This window comes from Desulfofundulus salinus (genome assembly GCF_003627965.1).
Lineage (GTDB): Bacteria > Bacillota > Desulfotomaculia > Desulfotomaculales > Desulfovirgulaceae > Desulfofundulus > Desulfofundulus salinus.
The window spans coordinates 1818048-1840366 of sequence record NZ_RBWE01000001.1 but is presented as its reverse complement, the minus strand read 5'-3'; the positions used below and the strand labels follow the sequence as shown (position 1 = coordinate 1840366).

Annotated in this window: 28 protein-coding genes, 2 tRNA genes and 1 riboswitch; of the genes, 5 read left to right on the top strand and 25 right to left on the bottom strand. The window is 53.5% G+C overall.

Features of this window, described 5'->3' with window-relative positions; all coding sequences use genetic code 11:
• Positions 1 to 59 precede the first annotated feature (59 nt).
• The 4 genes from D7024_RS09425 to D7024_RS09400 form a co-directional block, all read right to left on the bottom strand.
• Positions 60 to 293: a DUF4258 domain-containing protein gene (locus tag D7024_RS09425; RefSeq protein WP_121451563.1), complete on the bottom strand. Its 234-nt coding sequence runs from the start codon at positions 291 to 293 to the stop codon at positions 60 to 62.
• Between the two features lie 105 nt (positions 294 to 398).
• Positions 399 to 620, bottom strand: coding sequence for a hypothetical protein (locus D7024_RS09420; protein ID WP_121451562.1), 222 nt, complete (start codon positions 618 to 620; stop codon positions 399 to 401).
• Between the two features lie 200 nt (positions 621 to 820).
• Entirely contained in the window at positions 821 to 1141 is a 321-nt protein-coding gene (locus tag D7024_RS09410) for an ASCH domain-containing protein (protein WP_121451560.1), read from the bottom strand.
• A gap of 334 nt (positions 1142 to 1475) precedes the next feature.
• On the bottom strand, positions 1476 to 1676 hold the full coding sequence (locus tag D7024_RS09400) for a hypothetical protein (protein ID WP_121451558.1): 201 nt from the start codon (positions 1674 to 1676) through the stop codon (positions 1476 to 1478).
• Positions 1677 to 1996: 320 nt separating this feature from the next.
• On the opposite strand from D7024_RS09400, the gene D7024_RS09390 reads away from it, so the two are divergent.
• Entirely contained in the window at positions 1997 to 2605 is a 609-nt protein-coding gene (locus D7024_RS09390; RefSeq protein ID WP_243113745.1) for a restriction endonuclease, read from the top strand.
• A gap of 191 nt (positions 2606 to 2796) precedes the next feature.
• On the opposite strand, the gene D7024_RS09385 is transcribed toward D7024_RS09390, so the two are convergent.
• Complete coding sequence (locus D7024_RS09385) at positions 2797 to 3135, bottom strand: helix-turn-helix transcriptional regulator (protein WP_121451556.1); 339 nt, start codon at positions 3133 to 3135, stop codon at positions 2797 to 2799.
• 27 nt (positions 3136 to 3162) lie between these two features.
• On the opposite strand from D7024_RS09385, the gene D7024_RS09380 reads away from it, so the two are divergent.
• From D7024_RS09380 to D7024_RS09370, 3 genes are all read left to right on the top strand, one after another.
• Complete coding sequence (locus D7024_RS09380) at positions 3163 to 3690, top strand: helix-turn-helix domain-containing protein (RefSeq protein WP_243113744.1); 528 nt, start codon at positions 3163 to 3165, stop codon at positions 3688 to 3690.
• Positions 3691 to 3782: 92 nt separating this feature from the next.
• Positions 3783 to 4589, top strand: coding sequence for an ImmA/IrrE family metallo-endopeptidase (locus D7024_RS09375; protein WP_165859325.1), 807 nt, complete (start codon positions 3783 to 3785; stop codon positions 4587 to 4589).
• 120 nt (positions 4590 to 4709) lie between these two features.
• Positions 4710 to 6395, top strand: a complete 1686-nt coding sequence (locus tag D7024_RS09370; RefSeq protein ID WP_165859324.1) for a recombinase family protein — start codon at positions 4710 to 4712, stop codon at positions 6393 to 6395.
• Positions 6396 to 6401: 6 nt separating this feature from the next.
• On the opposite strand, the gene D7024_RS09365 is transcribed toward D7024_RS09370, so the two are convergent.
• From D7024_RS09365 to D7024_RS09350, 5 genes are all read right to left on the bottom strand, one after another.
• Positions 6402 to 6478, bottom strand: a tRNA-Pro gene (locus tag D7024_RS09365).
• 24 nt (positions 6479 to 6502) lie between these two features.
• Positions 6503 to 6585 (bottom strand) — tRNA-Pro (locus D7024_RS14800).
• A gap of 40 nt (positions 6586 to 6625) precedes the next feature.
• Entirely contained in the window at positions 6626 to 7273 is a 648-nt protein-coding gene (locus tag D7024_RS09360) for a DUF3786 domain-containing protein (RefSeq protein WP_121451553.1), read from the bottom strand.
• A 21-nt stretch (positions 7274 to 7294) separates the two neighbouring features.
• Positions 7295 to 7735, bottom strand: a complete 441-nt coding sequence (locus D7024_RS09355; protein WP_243113743.1) for a hypothetical protein — start codon at positions 7733 to 7735, stop codon at positions 7295 to 7297.
• A gap of 26 nt (positions 7736 to 7761) precedes the next feature.
• Positions 7762 to 9768 carry a transglycosylase domain-containing protein gene (locus tag D7024_RS09350; protein ID WP_121451551.1) on the bottom strand — a complete coding sequence of 669 codons (2007 nt, stop codon included), beginning with the start codon at positions 9766 to 9768 and terminating at the stop codon, positions 7762 to 7764.
• 183 nt (positions 9769 to 9951) lie between these two features.
• Here D7024_RS09350 and D7024_RS09345 point away from each other — a divergent pair, with 183 nt between their 5' ends.
• A complete protein-coding gene (locus tag D7024_RS09345) occupies positions 9952 to 10788 on the top strand; it encodes an Asp23/Gls24 family envelope stress response protein (protein ID WP_243113742.1) in 837 nt (278 codons plus the stop codon).
• A 14-nt stretch (positions 10789 to 10802) separates the two neighbouring features.
• On the opposite strand, the gene D7024_RS09340 is transcribed toward D7024_RS09345, so the two are convergent.
• The 15 genes from D7024_RS09340 to D7024_RS09270 form a co-directional block, all read right to left on the bottom strand.
• A complete protein-coding gene (locus D7024_RS09340; RefSeq protein WP_121451549.1) occupies positions 10803 to 11492 on the bottom strand; it encodes a cell wall hydrolase in 690 nt (229 codons plus the stop codon).
• Between the two features lie 92 nt (positions 11493 to 11584).
• Positions 11585 to 12205, bottom strand: coding sequence for a precorrin-8X methylmutase (locus D7024_RS09335; protein WP_121451548.1), 621 nt, complete (start codon positions 12203 to 12205; stop codon positions 11585 to 11587).
• Positions 12189 to 12575: a sirohydrochlorin chelatase gene (locus tag D7024_RS09330; RefSeq protein ID WP_121451547.1), complete on the bottom strand. Its 387-nt coding sequence runs from the start codon at positions 12573 to 12575 to the stop codon at positions 12189 to 12191. The genes D7024_RS09335 and D7024_RS09330 overlap by 17 nt, the downstream gene beginning before the upstream one ends.
• 2 nt (positions 12576 to 12577) lie before the next feature.
• Complete coding sequence (cobK, locus tag D7024_RS09325; protein ID WP_121451546.1) at positions 12578 to 13345, bottom strand: precorrin-6A reductase; 768 nt, start codon at positions 13343 to 13345, stop codon at positions 12578 to 12580.
• Positions 13342 to 14064 carry a precorrin-3B C(17)-methyltransferase gene (cobJ, locus tag D7024_RS09320; RefSeq protein ID WP_121451545.1) on the bottom strand — a complete coding sequence of 241 codons (723 nt, stop codon included), beginning with the start codon at positions 14062 to 14064 and terminating at the stop codon, positions 13342 to 13344. Before cobJ ends, cobK begins: the two co-directional genes overlap by 4 nt.
• Positions 14037 to 15119 (bottom strand): cobalt-precorrin 5A hydrolase, encoded by a 1083-nt coding sequence (locus tag D7024_RS09315; RefSeq protein WP_121451544.1) that lies wholly within the window; start codon positions 15117 to 15119, stop codon positions 14037 to 14039. Before D7024_RS09315 ends, cobJ begins: the two co-directional genes overlap by 28 nt.
• Positions 15116 to 15871 (bottom strand): precorrin-4 C(11)-methyltransferase, encoded by a 756-nt coding sequence (gene cobM / locus D7024_RS09310; protein ID WP_121451543.1) that lies wholly within the window; start codon positions 15869 to 15871, stop codon positions 15116 to 15118. Before cobM ends, D7024_RS09315 begins: the two co-directional genes overlap by 4 nt.
• 16 nt (positions 15872 to 15887) lie before the next feature.
• Complete coding sequence (cobI, locus tag D7024_RS09305) at positions 15888 to 16604, bottom strand: precorrin-2 C(20)-methyltransferase (RefSeq protein ID WP_243113741.1); 717 nt, start codon at positions 16602 to 16604, stop codon at positions 15888 to 15890.
• On the bottom strand, positions 16588 to 17124 hold the full coding sequence (gene cbiT / locus D7024_RS09300) for a precorrin-6Y C5,15-methyltransferase (decarboxylating) subunit CbiT (protein ID WP_243113740.1): 537 nt from the start codon (positions 17122 to 17124) through the stop codon (positions 16588 to 16590). The genes cobI and cbiT overlap by 17 nt, the downstream gene beginning before the upstream one ends.
• Before the next feature lie 25 nt (positions 17125 to 17149).
• Positions 17150 to 17812: a precorrin-6y C5,15-methyltransferase (decarboxylating) subunit CbiE gene (gene cbiE, locus D7024_RS09295; RefSeq protein ID WP_121451540.1), complete on the bottom strand. Its 663-nt coding sequence runs from the start codon at positions 17810 to 17812 to the stop codon at positions 17150 to 17152.
• Positions 17794 to 18897 carry a cobalt-precorrin-5B (C(1))-methyltransferase CbiD gene (gene cbiD, locus D7024_RS09290; RefSeq protein WP_121451539.1) on the bottom strand — a complete coding sequence of 368 codons (1104 nt, stop codon included), beginning with the start codon at positions 18895 to 18897 and terminating at the stop codon, positions 17794 to 17796. The genes cbiE and cbiD overlap by 19 nt, the downstream gene beginning before the upstream one ends.
• Positions 18898 to 19023: 126 nt before the next feature.
• A riboswitch (cobalamin riboswitch) is annotated at positions 19024 to 19310 on the bottom strand.
• 3 nt (positions 19311 to 19313) lie between these two features.
• Positions 19314 to 20054, bottom strand: coding sequence for an ATP-binding protein (locus D7024_RS09285; protein ID WP_121451538.1), 741 nt, complete (start codon positions 20052 to 20054; stop codon positions 19314 to 19316).
• Between the two features lie 19 nt (positions 20055 to 20073).
• Entirely contained in the window at positions 20074 to 20850 is a 777-nt protein-coding gene (locus D7024_RS09280; protein ID WP_121451537.1) for a DnaD domain-containing protein, read from the bottom strand.
• 68 nt (positions 20851 to 20918) lie between these two features.
• Entirely contained in the window at positions 20919 to 21770 is an 852-nt protein-coding gene (locus tag D7024_RS09275) for a histidinol-phosphatase (protein ID WP_121451536.1), read from the bottom strand.
• Positions 21771 to 22304, bottom strand: coding sequence for a cysteine hydrolase family protein (locus tag D7024_RS09270; RefSeq protein WP_121451535.1), 534 nt, complete (start codon positions 22302 to 22304; stop codon positions 21771 to 21773).
• Between the last annotated feature and the right edge of the window lie 15 nt (positions 22305 to 22319).

The window sequence follows — 22319 nt, the reverse complement described above, 5'->3', positions numbered from 1 at the left end:
TACTTCTACTTCTCGCCCCGTAGGTATATGTATCATACGCATACCTATTCTTATAGATGTCATGCTCGCATCCCCTCGCGGTAGACGGTTATGACCCTGATTTTCGCCGGAACAACCTCACACACGGCAATTATCCCTTCATGTGCACCGGAAAGCTCCAGCCGTATAGTTTTGCTGACATCGTTTTTGCTGGCATGACGATAGGCCCTTAAAATAGCCTCACGAAGCCCGCGTCGGTTAATGCCCCTTTGCTCTATTCTCCTTTCGCAATGCCTGGTATTGACAACACGCATACGCACCACCTAAATCAGGTATCCTGCTCGGAAGTAGTTCTTTCTCCAGTGTTTCTTATACCTGTACCTTCTTAGCTGACTAATAAGGTAACGTAGTAACTTCATCTACAGCCACCACCTGCAATTTTGTTCCTCGCATAAATACTTCCTAATAAAGTCCAGCAATTTTCTGCCCACTTCGGACGGCATGTACTTCTTTCCCCTGCACTCGGGACATACGTTTTCATGTATCATCCCATCATCGTCAACACCGCCTATATATCCCTCACCTTTGCAGGCCTGGCAGGGGACTTCCAACTTACCAAGCAAATCATCTATGTTTGCCATAACTTACGCCCCCTTTAGGGTTATCCACCTCATACATCCTAAGTATCCACCCACTGTTCTTGTTGAATCCCGCTGGCTCAACTTTGCAGCAATGCCTCCAGGCACTGCCCGCAATCCAGCGGGCATACTTTTCAGCTTCCTGTTTTGTACGGAAAAACACCTGTCCCATACTCACACCCTCTTTTCTCAGGACATACACTTTAAACCGATACCACCTCGAAGTCTACAACCCACACCAGCTCGTTCGGGTCCCACCATCCATATATCCGCTTAAAAACCTCTTTGTAAGCCTCGATAGACGGATAACCTTCCCGCTTGGCATCTTCCTCCGAAATATCCCCCAAGCGCTCCTGGCGCACGGAAACAATGCGGAGCAAGGCAAAAGGTTTACTACCCTTCTTAAAATCGGTTTTGGCCTGGTGTATAGACCCGGGGCGCCACCGGCATTTGCCGGTGCGCCGGGTCTGGGTCTTTTTGCCCCGTATGATTGGCTGAACATGCTCCGGTTTGAATAAAATCATCTCATTAGACCTCTTTCTTGCGAGGTTAGGCAAATGCCCAGGTGTTACGCCATTGGGATGATCTCAGACATGACACGAGCCAGTGTTGCATTTGACACTAAATACGTCCCAGATCGTACCAGGCGCGCTATATGCTCGGCGTATTCATGGTCTTCCCTAGCTCGATCGCGTATAGTGCTTACCAGCGCTGCTGGCACAGCACCACAGTGATACCTCCAGAAAGCTACTGCCTCTATGTCTTGCACAGCCTGCACGTATTTATCACAGCTTCCACCCATTAACAACTACCCCCTTGGGTTTTAAATTTCGAGAAATATGGGTCGATAGGTGACTTCTAAGCCATCACCTCCACCACATCCTCCCGGCCCAGGGCAAGCGCCACCGTGCCCCTGACAGTAGCAGCTATACACCGGGAGCATACCCACCGGCCACCTCCGGCCGGTCGCAGGTCACTTACCCGCTGCCACTTGCCCCACGGATCCTTTTTCCTTACCCGAGGGTGCTGGCCGCAGATATAGCACGTTTTTCGTGGCATTAGATTTCACCTCCCGCTGCAACCGCCTATGTATCCCTACCGCTATCAGCCGGCAGAAAGTTTCCATGTCAGCCCTGTCCTGTTGTGTCACGGGTTTCCCCCCTTACTTCCATAGATAGGGAACAAAGGTTTTTACACCTGGGGCATTTCACGATAAGAGTAATTGACCCGTGTACTTGAAACTTAAGGAGTAGCTTACCGCACTTGGGGCATCGTAGATCAGCCATAACGCACCGCCTTTTGGGAGGTTTTCCCTCCCCCGGCGTCGAAATTTGCTGGTTGGGGTTGCCAGTTCGACCGAGGGGGGAGGGAAAAGATGTTTGCAGACTGTTGACGTCACGTTAATTTTTAAATACATGTGGGAAATTATAAAAGTAATCTGGCCGCTAATTGTTATTCTTTTTCTCTTTAGCCAGTTAGAAAACTTATTAAGAGCACTAAGTAAAAGACGAACAAGGAAAACTAATCTTCCACCTGTCAGAATAACAAGCAATAAACCGATGAGTAAAAAAACTTACAATGATGACGACTTTCCCTGGCACAACCCGAAAGCTGCTCTTAAAGTTATTGACCGTATGTCTGGCCGTGAGTTTGAAGAGTTCCTGGAAAAGCTCTTTCAAAAACTGGGTTATCAGACTCTCCTGACCCCGGAGATGAAGGACCACGGGGCCGACCTTGTAATAATTGACCAACAAGGAAGAAAGTTCGCTATTCAAGCCAAGAAATTACAAAACTACGGGAGAGTTGGCGTTAACGTGCTCGGCGAAGTTACCCGAGGCCAACGGTGGTACGGGTGCCACGGGAGCATCGTTATTACGAACCAATATTTCACTGACCAGATGATCGAAGAAGCTAAGGAAATAAACGTAGCACTCTGGAACCGTACCAATTTAGGTAACCTCATCAGAAGGGCTCATAAAATAAGCTGATCAGAGAGCTTGACTTGACCCGCCCATCGGCAACCCTGGGCGGGATTTCTCCAAATTTTGTACCGTACCAGTAGTATAATTAAGTAACTAGTTATCTTCTGGTCTTACCTGCTTCAGGAGAATAGCCCAAGCCAGCCGGCCAGTCCACGGAACAGCACAATCGTCCCCTATCCACTACCTGCAGCGAGACTCTATACAGTGTTTGCGATCATGTATGCCTGTAGGACTGGACATATCTTTCTTTTGCGCTCGGGGGGCATGTTATAATTTAGCCCCCCCTCAGTCCCGGTAGCACACAGTTTAGAGTTGGTGTTTTGATGCGTTTCGCAACCATCATCTTTAAAAAAAAGGGTCCAATCAAAACCAAGCACCATAGCTATTTTTTTTGCTGTAGTAACACTTGGGTTTTTTAACCCCGACTCAATTTCTGTATAGTACGAACGGCTTATGCCCGCCATATTAGCAACTTGTTGATGCGTAAAATTTCCACGATATTTTACCAGCCAGCCTCTTGATTTATCCTGCTTCAATTACCTCACCCCCTGTAAGTATAGTAGGTGACTGTTGCGAAACGCGACCCTGCTTCCCATATTATACTGTTGCGTAACGCGACTGTCAATAGTTTTTTGATGAGAATCGCGACAAATATTTTAAATGTCGCGGATGGCGACTATAATATAAAGCAGGAAGTGATGAAGATGATTGGGGAAAGGCTTACCTTTTTACGAAAGAAAAAAGGACTAACGCAAGAAGAATTAGCAAAAATCTTTAATATGTCTAGAAGTACCTACGCTCAATATGAAGTAAATAGGCGCAAGCCTGACTATAATACTCTTAAAATGTTTGCCGATTATTACCAGGTTTCGATCGATTGGCTTCTTGGCCTTTCTGATGATCCCACTCCTCCTACCTTGCCTACACGAAAATCCCCTGCTGGAGATGCCGACAAAGAAGCCCTGCTCCTTTTTGGCCGTATAAGCCGCCTGAGCAAAGCGGGCAAAGAACAAATCCTGAAGGCCCTCGAATGGATTGAGGAAATAGAGGCCCAGGAAAGAAAAATAAAAAGTAAGGAGCCAGAAAATTAGGCCCGTTGCAACCTATTTGAGAGGTAACGGGCCTAAGTTTTTTTCTACAAATGACGAAAAATATCAAAAAGTATATAATCACGGAGGCAGAAATGGACCCCCATGCTACAGTGATTATGATTCTCAAGGATCTTAACCCCTCCTTCCCCCTCTCACTCCGTGTTCTCGCAGATTATATCAAAGAAAAAATAACTGACCGCCCCATTGAGTTTCACCCCTACCCCCTCCCCACAGAAGCTACTGCCCTATGCTACTGCCGCCCTTCATTCCAAAAGATCCGCATCCTTCTAAATTCAAATCGTCCCATGGAAAGCCAGCGTTTTGGAGGCTTTCATGAGCTGGGTCACCTAGCTTTAGAACATAAAATCGGAATTTTGCGGATATGGGGGGAAGATATTACCGGTGAAGAGGACCCCCTGGAGAGGGCACAAGCAGATCAATTTGCCGTGGAAATGATGATGCCGGAAACACATGTATTCCAGGTGGCAACGCGATTTGCTCACCCCTTAAGGCTTATTAACGAAATGAAAAAAACGTTTGGTGCCAGCATGGAAGCTGTGATAAGAAGGATCGTTGAACTTCGAATCTATCATGGCGGTTTTTTCCTTTATGACCCCTGGAAATTATACTTTGCTTACTATACGCACGATTTTGATTATACCAGCCAGAAACTCAAAGATATTATGATTTATGAATACCGTCGCTTACGTCCAGGCGATTTTGTAGAGCGGGAGTTACCCGATGGGACAATGGAATATTGCGTAAAGTGGAGAAACGGTCAGGTTTTACTTGCTCTGGTACAGGGGCGGGGATCCTTGTATGAGAGCCTTGCAAAGTCCTGGTCGCATTGGTTCGGTATAAATTTCTGGGAGAAAAGAGGGAAACCAGATTTTGCGTAGAATATCAATATCCAGAGCACCAGAGCGCCGTGAGCGCCAGAGAGCCATACATAACCTTTTCGAGGCCCAGGAGGCCCCTATAAAAAAGGGGGCCTCTATTTATTTTGGGGAGGTATGGAGATGGCCAGGACAAGCAGAAAAACCGTGTCCATGCCAGAACCGGCGATAGTCTGCGGCGGCTACGTCCGCAGCTCCCGGGTGGAACGGGATGAAGAGAAGGTCAGCCCGGAAATGCAGGAAAAAGAGTTTACCCGGTATGCAGAGCGCAAGGGGTGGATCCTCCCGCCGGAATATATCAGGCATGACCTGAATAAGTCAGCTTTCAGGATCCACTACAGCAAGCGAAAAGGGCTGATGGAACTTCTGGAGCTGGCCCGGCAGGGGAAGATCAAGAAACTGCTGGTCTACAAGTTTTCCCGGTTTGGGCGGAAGTATTTTCAGGAGCTGGTGGACAAGTTTGAAGAGGCCGGCTGTGACGTGGTATCCGTCCGGGAGGACATAGATACTTCCACCCCGGCCGGCCGGATGTTCCGCAATATGATCGGGGTAATTAATCAATTTTACTCTGAAGATACAAGCGAGTGGATTACCGACAGCCAGGAAGCCAATATAGCCAAGGGGAAATTTAATGGTGGCCGGGATTTTTACGGAGCCAGGTGGAACCCGGAAAAGAAGGTCTTTGAGAATGACCCCGTGGCCGCCCGGGTGGTGTTAGCCCTTTTTGAGAAACGGGCCGCCGGATACGGGCGGGAACTGCTGGTCAAGATGCTGCACAACTCCCCCGAGATCTTTGGCTTTTCCAGTCCGGTGCCCTCCCCTGCCGGCGGCGAGTGGTGGGACGGTACGTCCGTGGCCTATGTGCTTACTAACGTTAAATATATAGGCCTCTTGCAGCGTAGCGGGTTATATTACGGGGGTGAGCGGATAGACGGGCCTGTGATCCTGGATGGGGTGGAATACGAGAACTGGGGTGATTACCTGGTCCGCAAGCATGGGTTGACCCCGGAGGAAGCCCAAAAGCAAATACAGGAGGCCCGGCAAAGGGATTACTGGGCCATCCCCTGTCCTATTGTGCCGGTGCCCTTATGGAATCAGGTGCAGAGGGCAATAATGGCGGACAAGGCCCGGCACAGCCGGGTAAAGAGCAGTCCCCACCTGCTTTCCGGGCTGGTGTTCGATGCCCGGAACGGGGCACCCTACCAGGTCAAAACCCAGGACCAGCATCATCCCCCCCGATACATAAACAAGATCCGCAAGCTGCGCGGCCCGGCGGCCTGTGATTCAAAGATGCTGGATGGGGAGAGTGTAGAAAAGCGGATTGTTACGGAGGTGCTCACCCTGGCCCAGGATGAGGACTTCTGGCGGGAGATCCGGGCCCAGTACCTGACCCTGGCCCGGGAGGCCGCGCCAAAGCTGGACCGTAAACGGATCGAAAGGGAAATAAAAAAGCTGGAGCAGGCATTGCACCAGCTTGAGGATGACCGGTACCGGAAACAGATCATCAGTGCAGAACAGTTTGCCCGACTGAACAAGCAGTACCTGGCAGATTTAGAGGAACTGAGGGGAAAGCTGGCCGCCCTGGATAATCCGGGGGTGGATGTCCTGGCCGACATTGACACCTACCAGGCTACCATACAGAACCTGGCGGAGGCCTGGGCCGAGCTGGACATGGTGGAACGCCGGGCGGCCCTGCGGGCGGTAATAAAAAAGATCCTCGTGCATGAGGACCACCTAACCCTGGACGGTAAGTTTTTCACCCGGGAGATCTACCCGGTATACTCCACCGATAAGGTAATGTTTTTCTAAATAAAATGGTCGGGGCAACACGACTTGAACGTGCGACCTCACGGTCCCGAACCGTGCGCTCTACCAAACTGAGCTATGCCCCGACGGTAATCAAAACGATTTTTTAATGATGTAGCGGGTATTATGCGTGAGAACGCACCTGCGACCTCACGGTCCCGAACCGTGCGCTCTAGCCAAACTGAGCTACATCCCGCCCGCAAAGAATATTATCCTATAAGGTTTACAAAAAGTCAAGGGCTTTTCCCGAGCCAATCCACGGCCTGCCGTGCCGGTTGGATGAAGGCTATAAGCCTGTGGGTCAGTTCTACACCCAGTACCCAGAGGGCGGCGGTGGTTAAATGGGTGGGGGCTACGGCGTCAAAAAGAATGTTGGCCCGGGGCGGGAATTCCTCGTCGCCGGCCCAGATGGTGACGGCCAGAGGCAGTTTGGGCAGGGCCGGGATTTTAGCACCCGCATCTCCCACATTCAGGGGTTCGCCTCCCAGATGCCTGGTGGCCCGGTGAAAATCCTCCAGCCTGGTGCCAAAGGCTTCCGCCAGGGGGTTAAGGGCGTCGGTGTGGAAGGGCGCATTGTGGTGGGCGCCATCGGGTAATTCCAGGAAGGACAACCAGTGCCCCCGGGGCGGCAAACCGCTGGCCGAGCACAGGTATTGTAGAATCAGGGTGCGGTCGTTGTAGGGTACTGCTCCGGGGGAGCCCTGCCTTTGCACATTGCCGGCGAGATCAATTTCGTAAATCTGTCCCAAATAGGATAATAAGAAAATTTTTCTTTGGCTATCAAAGGAGGCACCGGTGCGTAAAACCACGGCTTCCGGTTCGCTGGCCAGGGATGCGAAGTTCCGCACTGCTTCACTAAAGGCGTTAACCTGATTACCCATAGTCCCACCTCGTCAGGGTTTTTAGCGGCCGGTCAGGTACAGAACGACGGCTGTAATGATTACCACCAGAAAAAGAACCATGGAAAGTCCGCCAAAATTTGTCAGGGCCTTAAGCCGAATGCCTTCGTTTTCTGCCCTTTCCCGCAAACTCTTGTAGACCTGTAACCGGCCGATCACATCCATAACCAGGCTGTCGGCCAGGTCCGGGTCGCCTCCTTTTTCCAGGAGGCTTTGCACGGTGGTGTCCATCCATTTCTGCCGTCCTCCTTCATCCAGGAGGGCGTACTTTTCCTTCAGGAAGAGTTTGAACTCCCTTTCCCTTGGTTTTAATTGCTCAAAATAGGTACGCCGTTCCAGGCGGGATAGCTGCCGGATATTCTTACCCAACAGGGCAACCTCTTGCTCGTTGAGACGGAACTGTTTACCTATGGCGACGGCAAATTCCCGGGACAAGATTTCCACCCCTTGTACTGTGCGGCGTTATTGCCTCAATGATTCTTTTTCTCCATACCAGGGTCCAGATCCTTTAAGGTTTTCCATAATTCTTCCGGTAAAAAGTTCACGTCCTGTTGCAGCAGATCCCGCAGTTTTAAACCCCAGGGGGTGGTGCTGCCCCAGAAACTGGGGAGGGTTGGTTCCGTGCCTTTCACAAAGGCTGCCTTAATCACCCGGGAACTGAAAGGGGTGGCCCGCAGTCCATCATCGGCGCAAATGTCGACAAAGATAATGTCTTCGGGTACGGGGAAATCATCCTCAGGTTCATCCCGTAAAGCCGCGGCCATGAACTTGGCCCAGAGCGGGGCGGCCAGCTGACCTCCGGTGGCCCCCACCGATCTCGACTTATCATCGTAACCGATATACACGGCGGTTACCAGTTGCGGAGTATAACCGACAAACCAGGCATCCCGGAAATGGGCGGTGGTTCCGGTTTTCCCCGCCGCCGGCCGGTCCAGGAGGGCGCCGGCCGCTGCCGCCGTGCCTCCCGGTTGGAGCACTCCTTTCAGCATGTCGGTAACAATATAGGCTGTCTTAGGGTCAAGCACCTGTTGTAGTTGAGGGCTGTTTTCTTCCAGTACCCTGCCCTTTTGGTCCAGGATTTTGGTGATCAGGAAAGGTCTGGCCAGTACACCTCCATTGGCCAGGGGGCCATAGGCCCGGACCATTTCCAGCGGAGTCACCTCCGAGGTGCCCAGGGCCAGAGAAAGGTAAGGCCTCAGGGGGCTCTCAATCCCCATACGCCGGGCGTATGCGACCAGGGTCTGCGGCCCCAGGCGGTTGTTCAGTTCCACAGCCACCACATTATCCGATGTGTAGAGGGCCTCTTTAAGGGTAAAGGGCCGGTTATGATAGCCCCCGTTAAAATCCCGCGGCTGGTAAGGTGGTTGGCCCGGTATTTCGTAGCTCACCGGTTTGCACTCCAGGGTGGTGGCTGCCGTGTAGCCCCGGTCGATGGCGGCGGCATAAAGAAAAGGTTTAAAGGCCGAGCCCGGCTGATTTCTGGCCAGGGCCCGGTTAAACTGGGACCGGCTGAAGTCTTTGCCTCCAATCATGGCTTTGACATGACCGGTTCGGGGATCATAGGCCACCAGGGCTCCTTCCAGTGCCGGGTCCTGTTGCGCAAAGTTCTCCTGGAACGTTTTTTCTGCCGCCTCTTGTACATCCAAATCCAGTGTGGTGTGTATATGCAGCCCGCCCGTATAAGCCAGGTCCGGTTGGTCGGGGAATTTTTCCTGCAGGTATTTCACTATTTCAGCTACAAAGTAAGCGGCGCGGGTTTGCCCGGCCAGCCGGTTTTGGGGGTGCAGGGGCTTCTGCCTGGCTTCCCTGGCCTCTTCAGGAGTAATCATGCCCAGTTCCACCATGCGCTGGAGAACCAGTGATTGCCTTTCCCTGGCGCCGTTCAAATTGGTGGCCGGGTTATACAGGCTGGGTGCCCGAACAATTCCAGCCAGCATGGCGCTCTCACCCAGATCCAGTTCCCGGGCTGACTTGTCAAAATAGGTTCGGGCGGCCATTTCAATGCCGTAGGCCCCCTGGCCAAAATAAATCTGGTTCAAATACATCTGCAGTATTTCCTGTTTACTATAACGCCTTTCCAGCTGGATGGTTAACCACAATTCCTTTATTTTGCGCCTGGCGGTCCGTTCAGGGCCCAGGAACATGTTTTTGGCCAGTTGCTGGGTGATGGTGCTCCCCCCCTCCACTATTTTCCCTGCCCGAATATTATGATATAGTGCGCGCAAAAGGCCTACCGGGTCAATACCGTGGTGCTGGTAAAAGCGGGCATCTTCAATAGCCACTATGGCCTGCTGCATGTTGGGGGAGATGTCTTTTAAGGGTACCGGTATACGCTTTTGGGGAGAAAGGGTGGCAATCAGTCGCCCCTGGGCATCAAATACTTTCGAAGGGGTGGGTAATTCAGGCGGTAGGGCCAGGCTCGTACATCCGGCAAGCAGGCCCGCTACAATGAGGAGCAGCAAAAGCATTTTTTTCATTCTCAGGCACTCCCAGGGAAGGCCCCATGGCCTTTTGTTTTTAAAAATGGAGATACTTCCAATTGATATAGTATTTTATCCCATTTTAACCTGGCGCATCTACTGCTAATTTGACTCTGAAAAAAAGGAAAGTGGTCTATGTACGTAGAAATGTCCTTTTCACGTTATTTTGGAGGGAACAACGTGGAAGTTTACGCCCTGGTAGGTCCCAGCGGTACCGGGAAGAGTTTCCGGGCCATTGCTACCGCTCATGAATGTGGCGCGGAATTGATCATTGACGACGGTCTTTTGATTAAAGGCAATCGAATTCTTGGGGGTATATCGGCAAAACGACAGTCAACCCGTATTGGAGCCATTAAGGCTGCCCTTTTCATGGACGAAGAGCACGCCCGGCAGGCCCGGGCGGTGTTGGAAAAGGTAAAACCGTCCCGGGTTTTAATCCTGGGCACTTCGGTGGGGATGGTGGAAAAAATTACCGCCCGGTTGGACCTGCCCCCGGTTTCCCGGGTCATTTCCATTGAAGAAATAGCTTCTCCCCGGGAAATCCGTCAGGCCCTGACCATGCGCGTCCGGTACAGTAAACATGTCATTCCCGCCCCCACGGTGGAGGTCAAAAAAAGATTTCCGGATATATTTGCCGATTCCTTAAGGATTTTTCTGGGTCGTAAAGGTCCGCAGGGTAAGCGCAGCTGGTTGGAACAATCGGTGGTGCGTCCTACCTTTACCTATTATGGTAAACTGACCATTACCACCAGCGCTCTGGTGGCTATTGTATCCCGGGCTGCGGAAGAAGTGCCGGGAGTAAAAAGTGCCGGGCGGGTGACCGTACAGAGGAATGTGGACGGGGTAGTTATTGAGGTGCACCCAGTTTTACACTATGGTTCCGTGTTAAACCAGGTGGGTCGGGAAATCCAGGAGGCGGTGAAAAGGCGGGTGGAGGAGATGACCGGCCTGGTGGTCAAGTCCGTAAACATCCTGGTGCGGGAGTTGTCTTTCCCACGGGGGAAAGAGCCGGTCTAACGGCCGGCTCTTTTTTAGGCTTTGGTAGCGAACACATGGTTACCGATGCGAGTGACCACCGGCAGGGTACGGATCCAGCGGTCCGTGGCAGTACGGGGGTTATAGAAGAACAAAGCTCCGTTGGTCGGATCCCGCCCCGCCAGAGCCTCCAGAGCAGCATTAATGGCCGTTTCATCCGGTTCCAGGTAGATGGAGCCGTCCTCCACCGGGGAAAACTGAAAGACGTTACTATCTTTCTGAAAAATTACTTCCCGGATGGTTTTGGGAAAGCCTGGACTGGCTACCCGGTTGAGGATTACTGCCCCCACGGCCACTTGACCGGTGAAGCTTTCCCCCCGGGCTTCGGCGTGGATTAACCTGGCCAGGAGCATCAAATCCTCCCGGGAAATACCTCCGCGGGAAAGTACTGCCGGGACGTTGTCGCTGACCCGGTCCGGTACCAGCAATACATCACCAGGCCTGATGATGGTGTCCTTTAGTTTATTGGTATCCATCAGTTTAGTCAGGGGTACATCGTAAGCTCTGGCTATATCGTACAGGGTATCTCCTGGCCTGACGGTATAGCAAAGCATATATCTGTAGTGGGTCAGGTCGCTGCCACTACCCCAAGATGTGCTGGCTTCTACCTGTTTTCCGGCCGCAACCCAGGTTAACACAAGAAAAAAGGTAACCACGCCAGCATATCTGGTTAGTTTACTGCCCATTGTGTCCTCCTTTCCGGCCACATACTATTTTAAACAGGCCGGGGAGGAATTATACACGGGCATCATTTTTTGACATTGAAAGTTTCCAAAGCTTAAGCCATGAGCAAAAGGGCATTAATCACTGCCGCGGCAATGGTGCTGCCCCCTCTGGTGCCGGTCATGGTGATATAAGGAATATCAAGGGATATTAATTCTTCTTTGGATTCGGCCGCGCCCACGAAACCCACGGGTGTTCCCACTACGAGGGCCGGTTTGGCCCGTCCGGTAGAGATCAACCGGCACAGGGTGAAAAGCGCCGTAGGGGCGTTGCCAATGGCAATGATACCCCCTTCTATTTGGGGGGCGCCCAGTTCCATGGCTACCATGGCCCGGGTAGTTCCCCTGGCCCGGGCGCGGGTAACTACCTCCGGATGGTTAATCAAACAATCTACTGCCACCCCCAGGGCTGTCAGGCGATCTTTAATCAAGCCGCTGCGAACCATGTTGACATCGGTGAGGATGGGTCTGCCCGCCCTGAGGGCACTTAAACCACTTTCCACGGCCCGGGGGTGAAAACGTATGAACTGGGCGCAGGAAAGATCGCCGGTGGTGTGCACCACTCGCTTGACAATGGCCCTTTCCCCTGCCGGCAGCATGGCCAGGTCGGGTAAATGGTCCTCAATAATGCGCATGCTCTGCTCCTCAATGGCCCTGGGGTCAGTAATTAATTGCATGCTGGTCACTTACCTCCCGGATCCGTTCCATGATGATCTCGGCCAATTTGCGGTGGGCGCCGATATTAGCGGTCATAACAATATCCATGTGCGGATAACGGGTCCTCTCCCTGGCCAGAATTTCCGGTATGTCCTCTTTCATATGCACCCCCTGCGACAGGAACAGGGGTACAACTACAACCCGCTTCATTCCCCTGGCCGCCATGGTAGCCAGAGCTGCCGGTAAGTCCGGCTGGTTGAATTGTAAGGAGGCCCCCTCCACCAGATCATAGGAGCTTTCCTGGGCTACCAGCTCCTTTAAAAGATGCAGGGTAGCCTGGGCTTCCGGGAGGCGACTGCCGTGGCTCAAAAGAATTATACCCGTCTTCATGATCATGAACATCCTTTCTTTTGACGGATTTTCTCCAGGAGTTCTTCACGAGTGGTTATTGCTCCGGCCTGCTCCTGGGGCCGGTTAATCACCACCACCGGCAGGGTCAGTTCCAGTGCCGCCGCTATCTTGGTATCTGTACCCCCCACGATCCCGCTGTTTTTGGTGACTACTACCTCGGCCCCATATTGTTTGAACAGGGCGCGATTCAGTTCCAGGCTAAAGGGGCCCTGCATGGCTACAATATCGGCGGGGTTCAGTCCCAGCTGTCGGCAGCGCTGGATTACCGCAGGTTCGGGGAGTACCCGTACCACCAGGCGGCATCCATGCCGGCGGGCGGCAGTTAAAAAGATATCCAGAGTTTTGCTGCCCGTGGTAAGAAAAATTACCTTTCCCAAACGCGCGGCTTGTTGAGCTGCTTCCTCATAACCGGCGGTACAATGGATCAAGGGGTGCCGGGGCAAATTGCTTTCCCCCCGCTGGTAGCGCAGGTAAGGGATTTGTGTTTGGGCACAGGCCTGGCGGGCAATTTCCGAGACCCGCTGGGCGTAGGGGTGGGTGGCATCAACTAAAAGCTCAATGCGGCGTTTTTTTATCAGGGCAACCATATCGTCCAGGGTAAGGGGGCCGGTAATGATCTCGGCGCCGTGCCGGGCCAGCAGTTCTCCGCCGTACGGCGTAGCTGCCGAGGCCAGCACGGTGTAACCGCTGGCTACCAGGTCCTGTACAATCAGGCGTCCGTCGGCGGTGCCGCTCAAGACCAGAATCATAAGGCATATCCCCTGGGTGTAACCAGAAAGTTGCCCATCTTTTGGGTCTGGTTGTTGCCAATGATCACAATGCTAAACATATCGATGGGGTGGTCCAGCATATGTTCGAGATCCGTAACCACCACCTCTTCCCCGTCCCGGTAAGCTTTGCGAACAATCCCCACTGGCGTGCTGGCCTTTTTATGCTGGAGCAGGAGCTCCCTGGCCCGGCTGATTTGGGATGTTCTTTTGTGGCTGGCCGGGTTATACAAAACCACCACAAAGTCTCCCTGGGCGGCCAGGGCCAGTCTTTTTTCAATTACTTCCCAGGGAGTCAGGAGGTCGCTTAAGCTCACCACCACAAAGTCGTGCATCAATGGTGCGCCCAGAAGAGCGGCTGCAGCGTTAGCGGAGGTGATGCCGGGGGTGATCTCCACCTCGACCTGGTCGAGTAGATTTTCCCGGTGTAAGAGCTCCAGAGCCAGTCCGGCCATACCGTAAACCCCGGGGTCTCCGCTGGATACCAGGGCTACTTTCTGTCCTTCCCTGGCCCGCTGAATGGCCGCGCGGCAGCGCTCAACTTCCCGGGTCATACCGGTACTGATGATATCTTTCCCTTCCACTATGGGGGCAATGAGTTCAATATAGGTTTTGTACCCGGCAATTACGTCGGCTTCCTGCAGGGCCTTCAATGCCCTTGGACTTAAATGTTCTATACTTCCCGGCCCCGTTCCCACCACCCATAGCTTTCCTCGGCTAAGGCTACCGTCACGCCCTCCCAGCTGGTTTTGGGGAGAATCAGTTTGGCCTGGGGGGCAGCTGCCAGCAGGGCAACCGGTTCGCATACACCACCAACTCCTATTTTTTCCTGGACAAAGGATGAATAATGAAGGCTGGGTTTTTGGGTAAAAATGGAGCGAATTTGTTCTCTCGTGAAACTGAACAGGGGGATATCCATCTCCCGGGCAACCAACTGCAAACCCCGTTCCTGTGCCCGCAAGTCCACCGTCGCCAGTGCCCGCAGGCTGGCGGGGCTGCGCCGGGCAAGCTCCAGGGCGTGGAACAGAGCCTGCCTCACCCTTTCCGGGGCCGCTTCCCTGCGGCAGCCCATTCCAGCTACCAGGTTCCGTGGCCTCAGGAAAAGGGTCTTTTCATGGGGCAACGACAGCACGCGGTTGGTGATTACCACCAGCCACCCTTGCGGCCGGGTGGCGGGCAAGTCTTCCCACGGGATTAACCGGAGGCCCGGGGTTTGGGTGAGAGGGAGGAGCGGTTCGCTGCAAAGGGTGACCGTCTCGCCGTTTACCAGGGCGGCATTCACCTGTTTTACTGCGGTGAATGGTTCCATGGACAAGTCATATTTGCGGGCCAGGACGTCCACCGCGGGCAGGCCGTGTACATCGGTGGCGGTGGTGATCACCGGCACTGCCTGGAGAGCCCCGGCCAGCTGTTGGGCCAGCTCATTGGCTCCTCCCAGATGACCGCTTAGAGTGCTGATTACGAACTGTCCCCTTTCATCCATGACCACTACAGCCGGATCGGAGCGCTTATCCCTGACCAGGGGAGCAAGCAATCTCACCACAATGCCCAGGGCCATGATAAAGACCAGTCCCTGGCACCGGTAGAATTCCTCCGCCACCACCCGGGACACCGGACCGGTAAAGGGTTCCCCCTTCCCCGGGAAACGGGCGGGCCTGAACATGCGCACCTGGTGCCCTGCTTGCTGTAAATGCCGGGATACCTTTGCTGCCAGGTCAATACCGTTTTTGGTAATGGCGAATACGGCAATGTTCATGTACTGCTACTCCGGTAACCATGGCAGAATTGGGGGTCATAGAGCTGCGACAACTGGTAGGGGGAGTTGAAAACATCTCCCACCAGCACCAGGGCGGTGCGGGTGATGCCCGCTTCCTTGACTTGATCAACGATATCGGCCAGCGTACCCCGTAACAACCGTTCCTCGGGCCAGGAGGCCTTTTCCACTACCAGCACCGGGGTTTGGGGGGTATAACCTCCGGCAAGCAGTTCTTCAACCACCTGATTCATCTGGTGTACGGAAAGAAAGATGCACATGGTGCTTTTGTGGCGGGCCAGTTCCCTTAGTTTTTCCCGCTCGGGTACCGGGGTGCGCCCTTCCAGCCGGGTAAGGATCACGGTCTGGGTTACCCCCGGCAGGGTCAGTTCGTGGGGGATGGCGGCTGCAGCAGCTAGAAAGGAGCTCACTCCCGGCACAACCTTAAAAGGTATGCCCAGGGCTGCCAGGGCATCCATCTGTTCCTGGATGGCCCCGTACAAAGCGGGGTCGCCGGTATGTACCCGGGCTACAGTTAATTGCTCCTGGTGTGCCCGGCGCATTACGGCCAGCACCTCATCCCGGGTCATGGTGGCGCTGTTGTATATCTCTACTCCGGGGCGGCAATATTCCAGTATTTTCGGATTAACCAGGGAGCCGGCATAAATGACCACATCAGCCTCCTGCAGCAATTTTGCTCCCTTAACGGTAATCAATTCGGGATCCCCCGGTCCGGCACCTATAAAGTAAATCACTTCTGCGTCCCCCTTGTTAACGGCCTCCCTTGCGGATGACCAGGATAGACATGTAATCAAGCTTCTGTCCGGCCAGATCGGTGATCTTCCGGCTTACCATTTGATCGGGATAACCGCAGCGGCTCACCAGGGCGGCCCGTTCGGTTAAACCCTTTTCCCGTAAGAGTTCCAGTACCCGATCGAAATAACGGTTTACCTTCATGAGCACTACGTTGTCAAAGCTGTCCAGCACCTCTTCCAGGCGCTTTAGGTTATAGGCCGCTGGTATTACGACCAGGCTTTCTTCCCCTATGGCCAGTGGTTCTTCCAACGCGGCCGCACAGGCACTCATGGCGGTGATCCCCGGAATGGTTTCTACGGGCAGGTCGGGATAATTTTTTTGCAGGTAAGCCCGGACGTAACCATAGGTGCTGTAAAACATCGGGTCACCGATGGTGACAAAGGCTACCTTTTGCCCCTCTCGTACCAGTTGGGCCACCCTTTCACCGGCCATGGCCCAGTGCTGTTCGAGTATTTGGTGATCCCGGGACATGGGAAAGGATAACTCCAGGGTTGTAAACTGGCGCTTGATAGCCTTGTTGATAATGGACAGGGCCAGGCTTTCCCGGTCGGCGGCCGATTTGGGTACACACACTACATCCACTTCCTGTAAAACACGGTAGGCCTTTAGGGTAAGCAGCTCCGGATCTCCGGGACCAACACCGATGCCATAAAACTTACCCAACACCCTCATCCCCCTCCTTTTGGGCAGTGATGATCCACACAGGGTTTAAAGCATGCATCAGATGATAATGGCCCCGGGATACCGTGCGGGTTACGGAAACCTGCACCACCTCTTTTTCCCAGGGAGGGCCTAGCAAAGTGAGGGCCCGGGTTAGTGTTTCCAGGGTCAGGGCGTTGATGACCAGTCTTGCCCCCGGAGCAAGCCTTTCCGCCAGCAACTGGACTATCTCCCCTAACTGGCCGCCCGAGCCGCCGATGAAGACCCGGTGGGGGGGCGGGAGCGGGAGCAGTGCCTCAGGGGCACGGCCGTCCACCACCTGGATGTTCTTCTGGCCAAAGCGACGCATGTTTTCCCGGATCAGCTCCAGTGCCGCGGGCTTTTGCTCTACGGCATAAACGATGCCGTCACCGATTAGCCGGGCTGCTTCGATAGCAATAGAGCCGGTGCCACTGCCAATATCCCACACCACCTGGCCCGGGGCCAGCCGGGCCTTGGCCAGGGTGACGGCGCGAATTTCTTCTTTGGTCATGGGGACACTCCCCCGGATAAACAGGTCATCGGGAATCCCCGGGGTTACATATGTCCAAGCTTTTTTCATCAATGATCACCATGACGCAATAACTTTGCCCGGAAAAGTCCCGGCGGGCCAGTTTACCGGGTGTGGTTTCCAGGATTTCCTCCTCTGGATAACCCAGGTTGCAACAACAAAAAACTTTTCGATCAGCCATTTCCGCCTTCACGAGCAGGCTGGCGATGTGGTTGGGTGGAGCTCCCGGGCCGGTGAGGAGGGCTACCTTCCCATGGTGGCGCATCAGGTTAACCAGGTCGCCGGCAGGTCTTCCGTGGGCACTCAAGATCAGTGCATCATGCCAGGGTATGGCCAGGCGGGCAAAGGCCAGTTGTACCGAACTGATTCCGGGGATGACCTCCAGTTCCTCCGGGGTAAAATGTTGGCGCAGGTAATTCAAGATTCCGTACAGTCCAGGATCTCCTGAAGCTAAAACGGCTACCCCTTCCTCCCGGTGTGAGCGGATGAAATCCACCATGGCCGCAAGATTATTTTTAATTACAAAAGTTTTCTGTTCCTCTCGGGCCAGATAGACCAGGTGGCGCTGGCCGCCTACCAGTACCCGGGCGCTGGCCAAAGCTCTTTGGGCGGCAGGGGTGAGATAATCCAGGTTACCCGGTCCTACGCCAATTACCCTAATTCGCGGCATCCCAGCGCCCTCCCGATTTCCTGTGCCTGACGGTCCCAACCGAGGATTTTGCCGTCCAGGGTCAAAAGGACTGTCCCCACCTTTAAACGGTGGTGGACGTACTCCATGGCCCGCTGGCTGGCCCGGCAAGCCAGCTGGTGGTAAACAGACAGGAAATTGTGTTCCGCCAGCAACTCAACCACACTTTCAATGGTGCCGGTTTCCATAATGCTTGCGATCAGATCCCGTTCACCACCCATCAGGGCAACGTGACTGGCCAGGGTTTCCCGCCGGGCGTCGGCAACGCGGCTGTGGGTATGAAAAATGCCGGCGGCTACCTTTAAAAGCTTGCCGTGGTGCCCCCAGAGCAACACGCCGGAGAAGCCTTTTTCCACACAGCTTTCCAGCATAAAACCTACGAAATTGCTCATCTCCACCACGGCTTCGGCGGGAAATCCGTATCCCTCCACCGCTATCCGGGCGCCCATGTGCCCCGGAGTAAGGACGACCTGGTGGAAGCCTGCCGCCCTGGCCATGTCCAGAAGGGGGAGCAGGGAATCCTTAAACGCTTCCTCGGACATGGGCCGGACTATACCCGTAGTTCCCAGGATGGATATACCCCCCACAATCCCCAGGCGGGGGTTCAGGGTGCGCCTGGCTATCAATTCTCCCCCGGGTACGCTGATCATTAGTTCCACTCCCCGTCCGGGAGGGAGAACGGCGGCCACAGCCTCCTTAATCATTTGCCGGGGAACAGGGTTAATGGCGGGCTCGCCTACGGCCAACGCCAGCCCCGGTTTGGTTACCCGCCCTACACCAGGACCTCCGTGAAGGCGAATTCCGTCTGGGGCGGGGCGGGCCTCGACCACAACGGGCAGACCGTGGGTAACGTCGGGATCATCTCCTCCGTCTTTGATCACCACCGCCCTGGTGCCGCCGGCTATTGCCTCTACCTGGTGGATGGGTACCGTTAAGGACTGTCCCATGGGGTTGACCAAAATGACCTGAGCAGGTTTTGTGCCGTGAAAAAGCAACTCCGTGGCAGCCCGGGCAGCCGCAGCGGCACAGGCTCCTGTCGTTATTCCGTTACGTAAAGGCTTAGCCACCTTGTTTCCCCCTGAAAAAAACACGCCCGGCAAAAGTAGGGGCGTGTGGAGAGTCTTTACGCCTGCTATCTTTCGCGCGAAGATAGAAAGGCCTACCACTGGCTTTACCCTTTAGGAAAGGGCATGTTCCAGTGAAAGGGGCAGGCAGGTCTCCTGGCTCCCGGATCTTTGGATGCCCGCGCCTTCCCGGTCCAGCACTCACCAGTGACATCGGTTAAACCATGCTGTTATATTTTCACTGCTGAACAAGCATACCATCGGATGTAGCAGCTCATCAGTGAGTGCTGGGCCAGTGGCACTTTGCGGGTTCCTCCCCGGTTACAGTGGCGGGACCGCGCCGGCTTAAACAGGATCCACCTGCTCCCCGGTCTTCCCTATTATCCCCTTTGAGGACCTGCCCCGCATATATTTAGTTTTTAACCTTCCCGGAGCCTTTCCCTGCGCTGGACCATGCGAATGTCATCTTCAACCGGTAACCGGTAAGGCCAGCACATCTGGCAAATACGGGAAGTGGTTCTTTCTCCTAAATATTCGCCCAAATCTTCCAGGCTGATGTTGGTGGTAATGATTACGGGGAGGCGATGGTTGACGCGGTAATTTAAGATCGAATAAAGTTTATTTTTGGTCCACTCGGTATAATTATGGGCACCCAGATCGTCTAAAAACAAAAGGGGTACTTCCCTTGCGGCATCCATGAGATCCTTTTCCGAATAATCTCCACCCTGGCGGTTCTGGTCATAAGTTGAACGCAGGCGGTCCAGCAAGTCCGGTACGACCACAAACAGTAGGAGCACTTCTGCTTCCAACAGGGCGTTGGCTATGCAGGCGGCCAGGAATGTCTTTCCACTGCCTACTGGGCCGGTAATCAACAAACCGTCAATATGCCGGTCGTTTTTAAAATTATTCACGAAGTCCTGGGCTGCCTGGAAAGTACGCCGGGCCGACTCATAATAGGTCAGCTTGCGTTCCGCATCTACTCGCAATCGCGAGTAATACTTAAAGTTAAATTTGTCAAAGGTGTGGTAACGCAAGCCTTCCGGTAACCCTGCTTCTTTAAAACGGTTGACCAGTGCCCTCTGCTTGTTACACGGGCAGGGAACTGCTACATTGTTTTTAATCACCACACCCCGATCTTCACATACAGGACAGGCCTTCACTGGCCGGCATCCTTTCTAATTAACTGAGGTATAGCGTTTTCAAAAGTGCTTTCTTCCGGTCATCCACCTTGGAGGAAAGTTGCTTACCTGAACGCCGTTTCTTAAATTGTGCGTCATAGGCGTTTATTTCCTCGACGGTACGCAGGTTGTTCTTTTTCCATTCCAGAATAATACTATCGATATACTTAAAATTATGCTTGCCCATCAGGACGGCCCGGCGTAAAGCTTCCAAAACCAGCGTGTGGTCCAGTTCCTCGGCCCACTGGCGGATCTGTTCGACCTCCATGGGGGAAACAGGCCGCCCGAATTCCTGTTCAAAGGCCCGGATGATCAGGGCAAATTCTTGCGCCGTTGTCTCTAAAGGCCTTTTTTCCAGCAGGCTGCGGGTACGTTCAATTTCCTTGACCCTGATGCTGGCCCAGATCTCCGAGAGCTTTTCCAACAGCGGTTCAAAGTCATATCCACTGAGGATCTGATCTTTTCTTTCGTCATAATACTGGGTTACGGCCAGAACTTCCTTTTCTATTAACCTGTTCAGGTTTTGTTGCACCCGGGTTACATCCTGGGCCGTGCATGCGGCCAGGGTGGAGGCGGAAGGAAACAGGTTCTTTTCCTCTACCTGCAACCGGAGAAGCTGAATGAGAAGGATCATTTCTTCGTCGGTTATATCAAGGTGACGGTACAAACGGAGTAAAAGATTCGGGATGGTGGTAGTGCCCTGGAGCAACAGGTCGGCACCAAAGGCAGCGGTAATGTTCCCCTCCCGGTATCTTTTCACCGTTCTGCCATTCATCATGCTCTTCCTCCCCCGCTTAGTGAATATTTTATGGTAAGGGAGGAAGTTTGTCCAGGCAAAAAAAACCGTTAAAGGGGGCAAGGTTGACGAGAAGTAAAGGTGTGCACCGCAAGCCCCAGTTCTTCTAACATTAACACCGCCTGGTTTGTATATGCTCCCAACTCAGAAAGCCGGTGAGCATCGGAGCCCACGGTGAATATTTTGACTCCACATTCCCGGGCCTTTAAAAGAATTTCCCGGCTGGGATGAAATTCGGTCAGTCCCCGCCGCAGACTGGAGGTGTTTACTTCCAGCCCCATATTTCGCCGTGCTATTTCCTTGAGAATCGGTTCGACCATTCCTTTATGGGCACTTCCCAGGGCTGTACCCAGGAGGCGTTCTCCGTGGCGTCGATAAAGATCCAGGTGACCGATACAGTCAAAGAGGTTGCTTTCCACGGCTTCCTTTAAGACTTGAAAGTATTCGCCACACGCCTCTTCCACAGTGTGGGAGGAGAAGTAGATCCGGCTTTCCTCCCAGGAGGATATGGATTGATGTTCAAGGCAATGGATGGAACCCAGTACATAATCAAAGGGATAATTGTTTAAAATTTTTTCAATGGTTTTCTCATAGCCCCGTTCATAGCCAACTTCTAAACCAGCCTTTATTTTCAGTTCCCGGTCATGCAGCTGGCTACGGGCTTTTTCAATGTCCCGGAAATAATGATCAAGCCAGCTTAAATCCTCCATGGGGTGAAGCCTTCCATTTAACCGTACGAACCAGTCCAGCCGGCGCCGTACCGGGTCCACTTCCAGGTGGGGGGTAAAACAAATCTCCCTTAACCCCAGGTTCAGGGCCTGCTGGCAGTATTCCAAAATGCTGTGATCTTCGGCATCTATAGAATAGCCGGGGTGGACGTGGTAGTCCAAAAGGGGTTTCATTTAAGCAATCTCCGCTCCTAAAACTGTTTCCATTTGTTTTAGCGCCCACCGGTGGGCTTCCTCATCGAAGCTGGCCACCCCTTGGGTATACACCACCGTCCGGTAGTCCCGGTTGCGCAGTTCTTCCACCGTATACAGGACGCAGATATTGGTGCAAACCCCCACAACGTGAACTGCAGCCGGATTAAGATCTTCCAGGATTTTGTTTAAATTAGTACGGAAAAAGCCGCTGAAACGGGTTTTCGGCATCTTGATGGCAAAAGGGTATTCCTCCACCAGTGAAGCAAGTTCATCAATGAGCCCTGCTCCCGGGGTGCCGTAAACGCAGTGGACGGGGAAACGGGAGAATTCCGGATCTTCGGGGTCATGGGCATCCATGACAAAGATTACTGGCTCCTTTTGGGCCATGAACTCTTTTACCTTTTCCACTACAAAGGGTACAATTTCCCTCCCTTTTTCGCCACAATTCAGGGCGCCGTCGGTGTCGATGAAATCCTTGAGCATGTCTATGACCATTAAAACGTTGCGGGACATAGGACCACTCCTTTT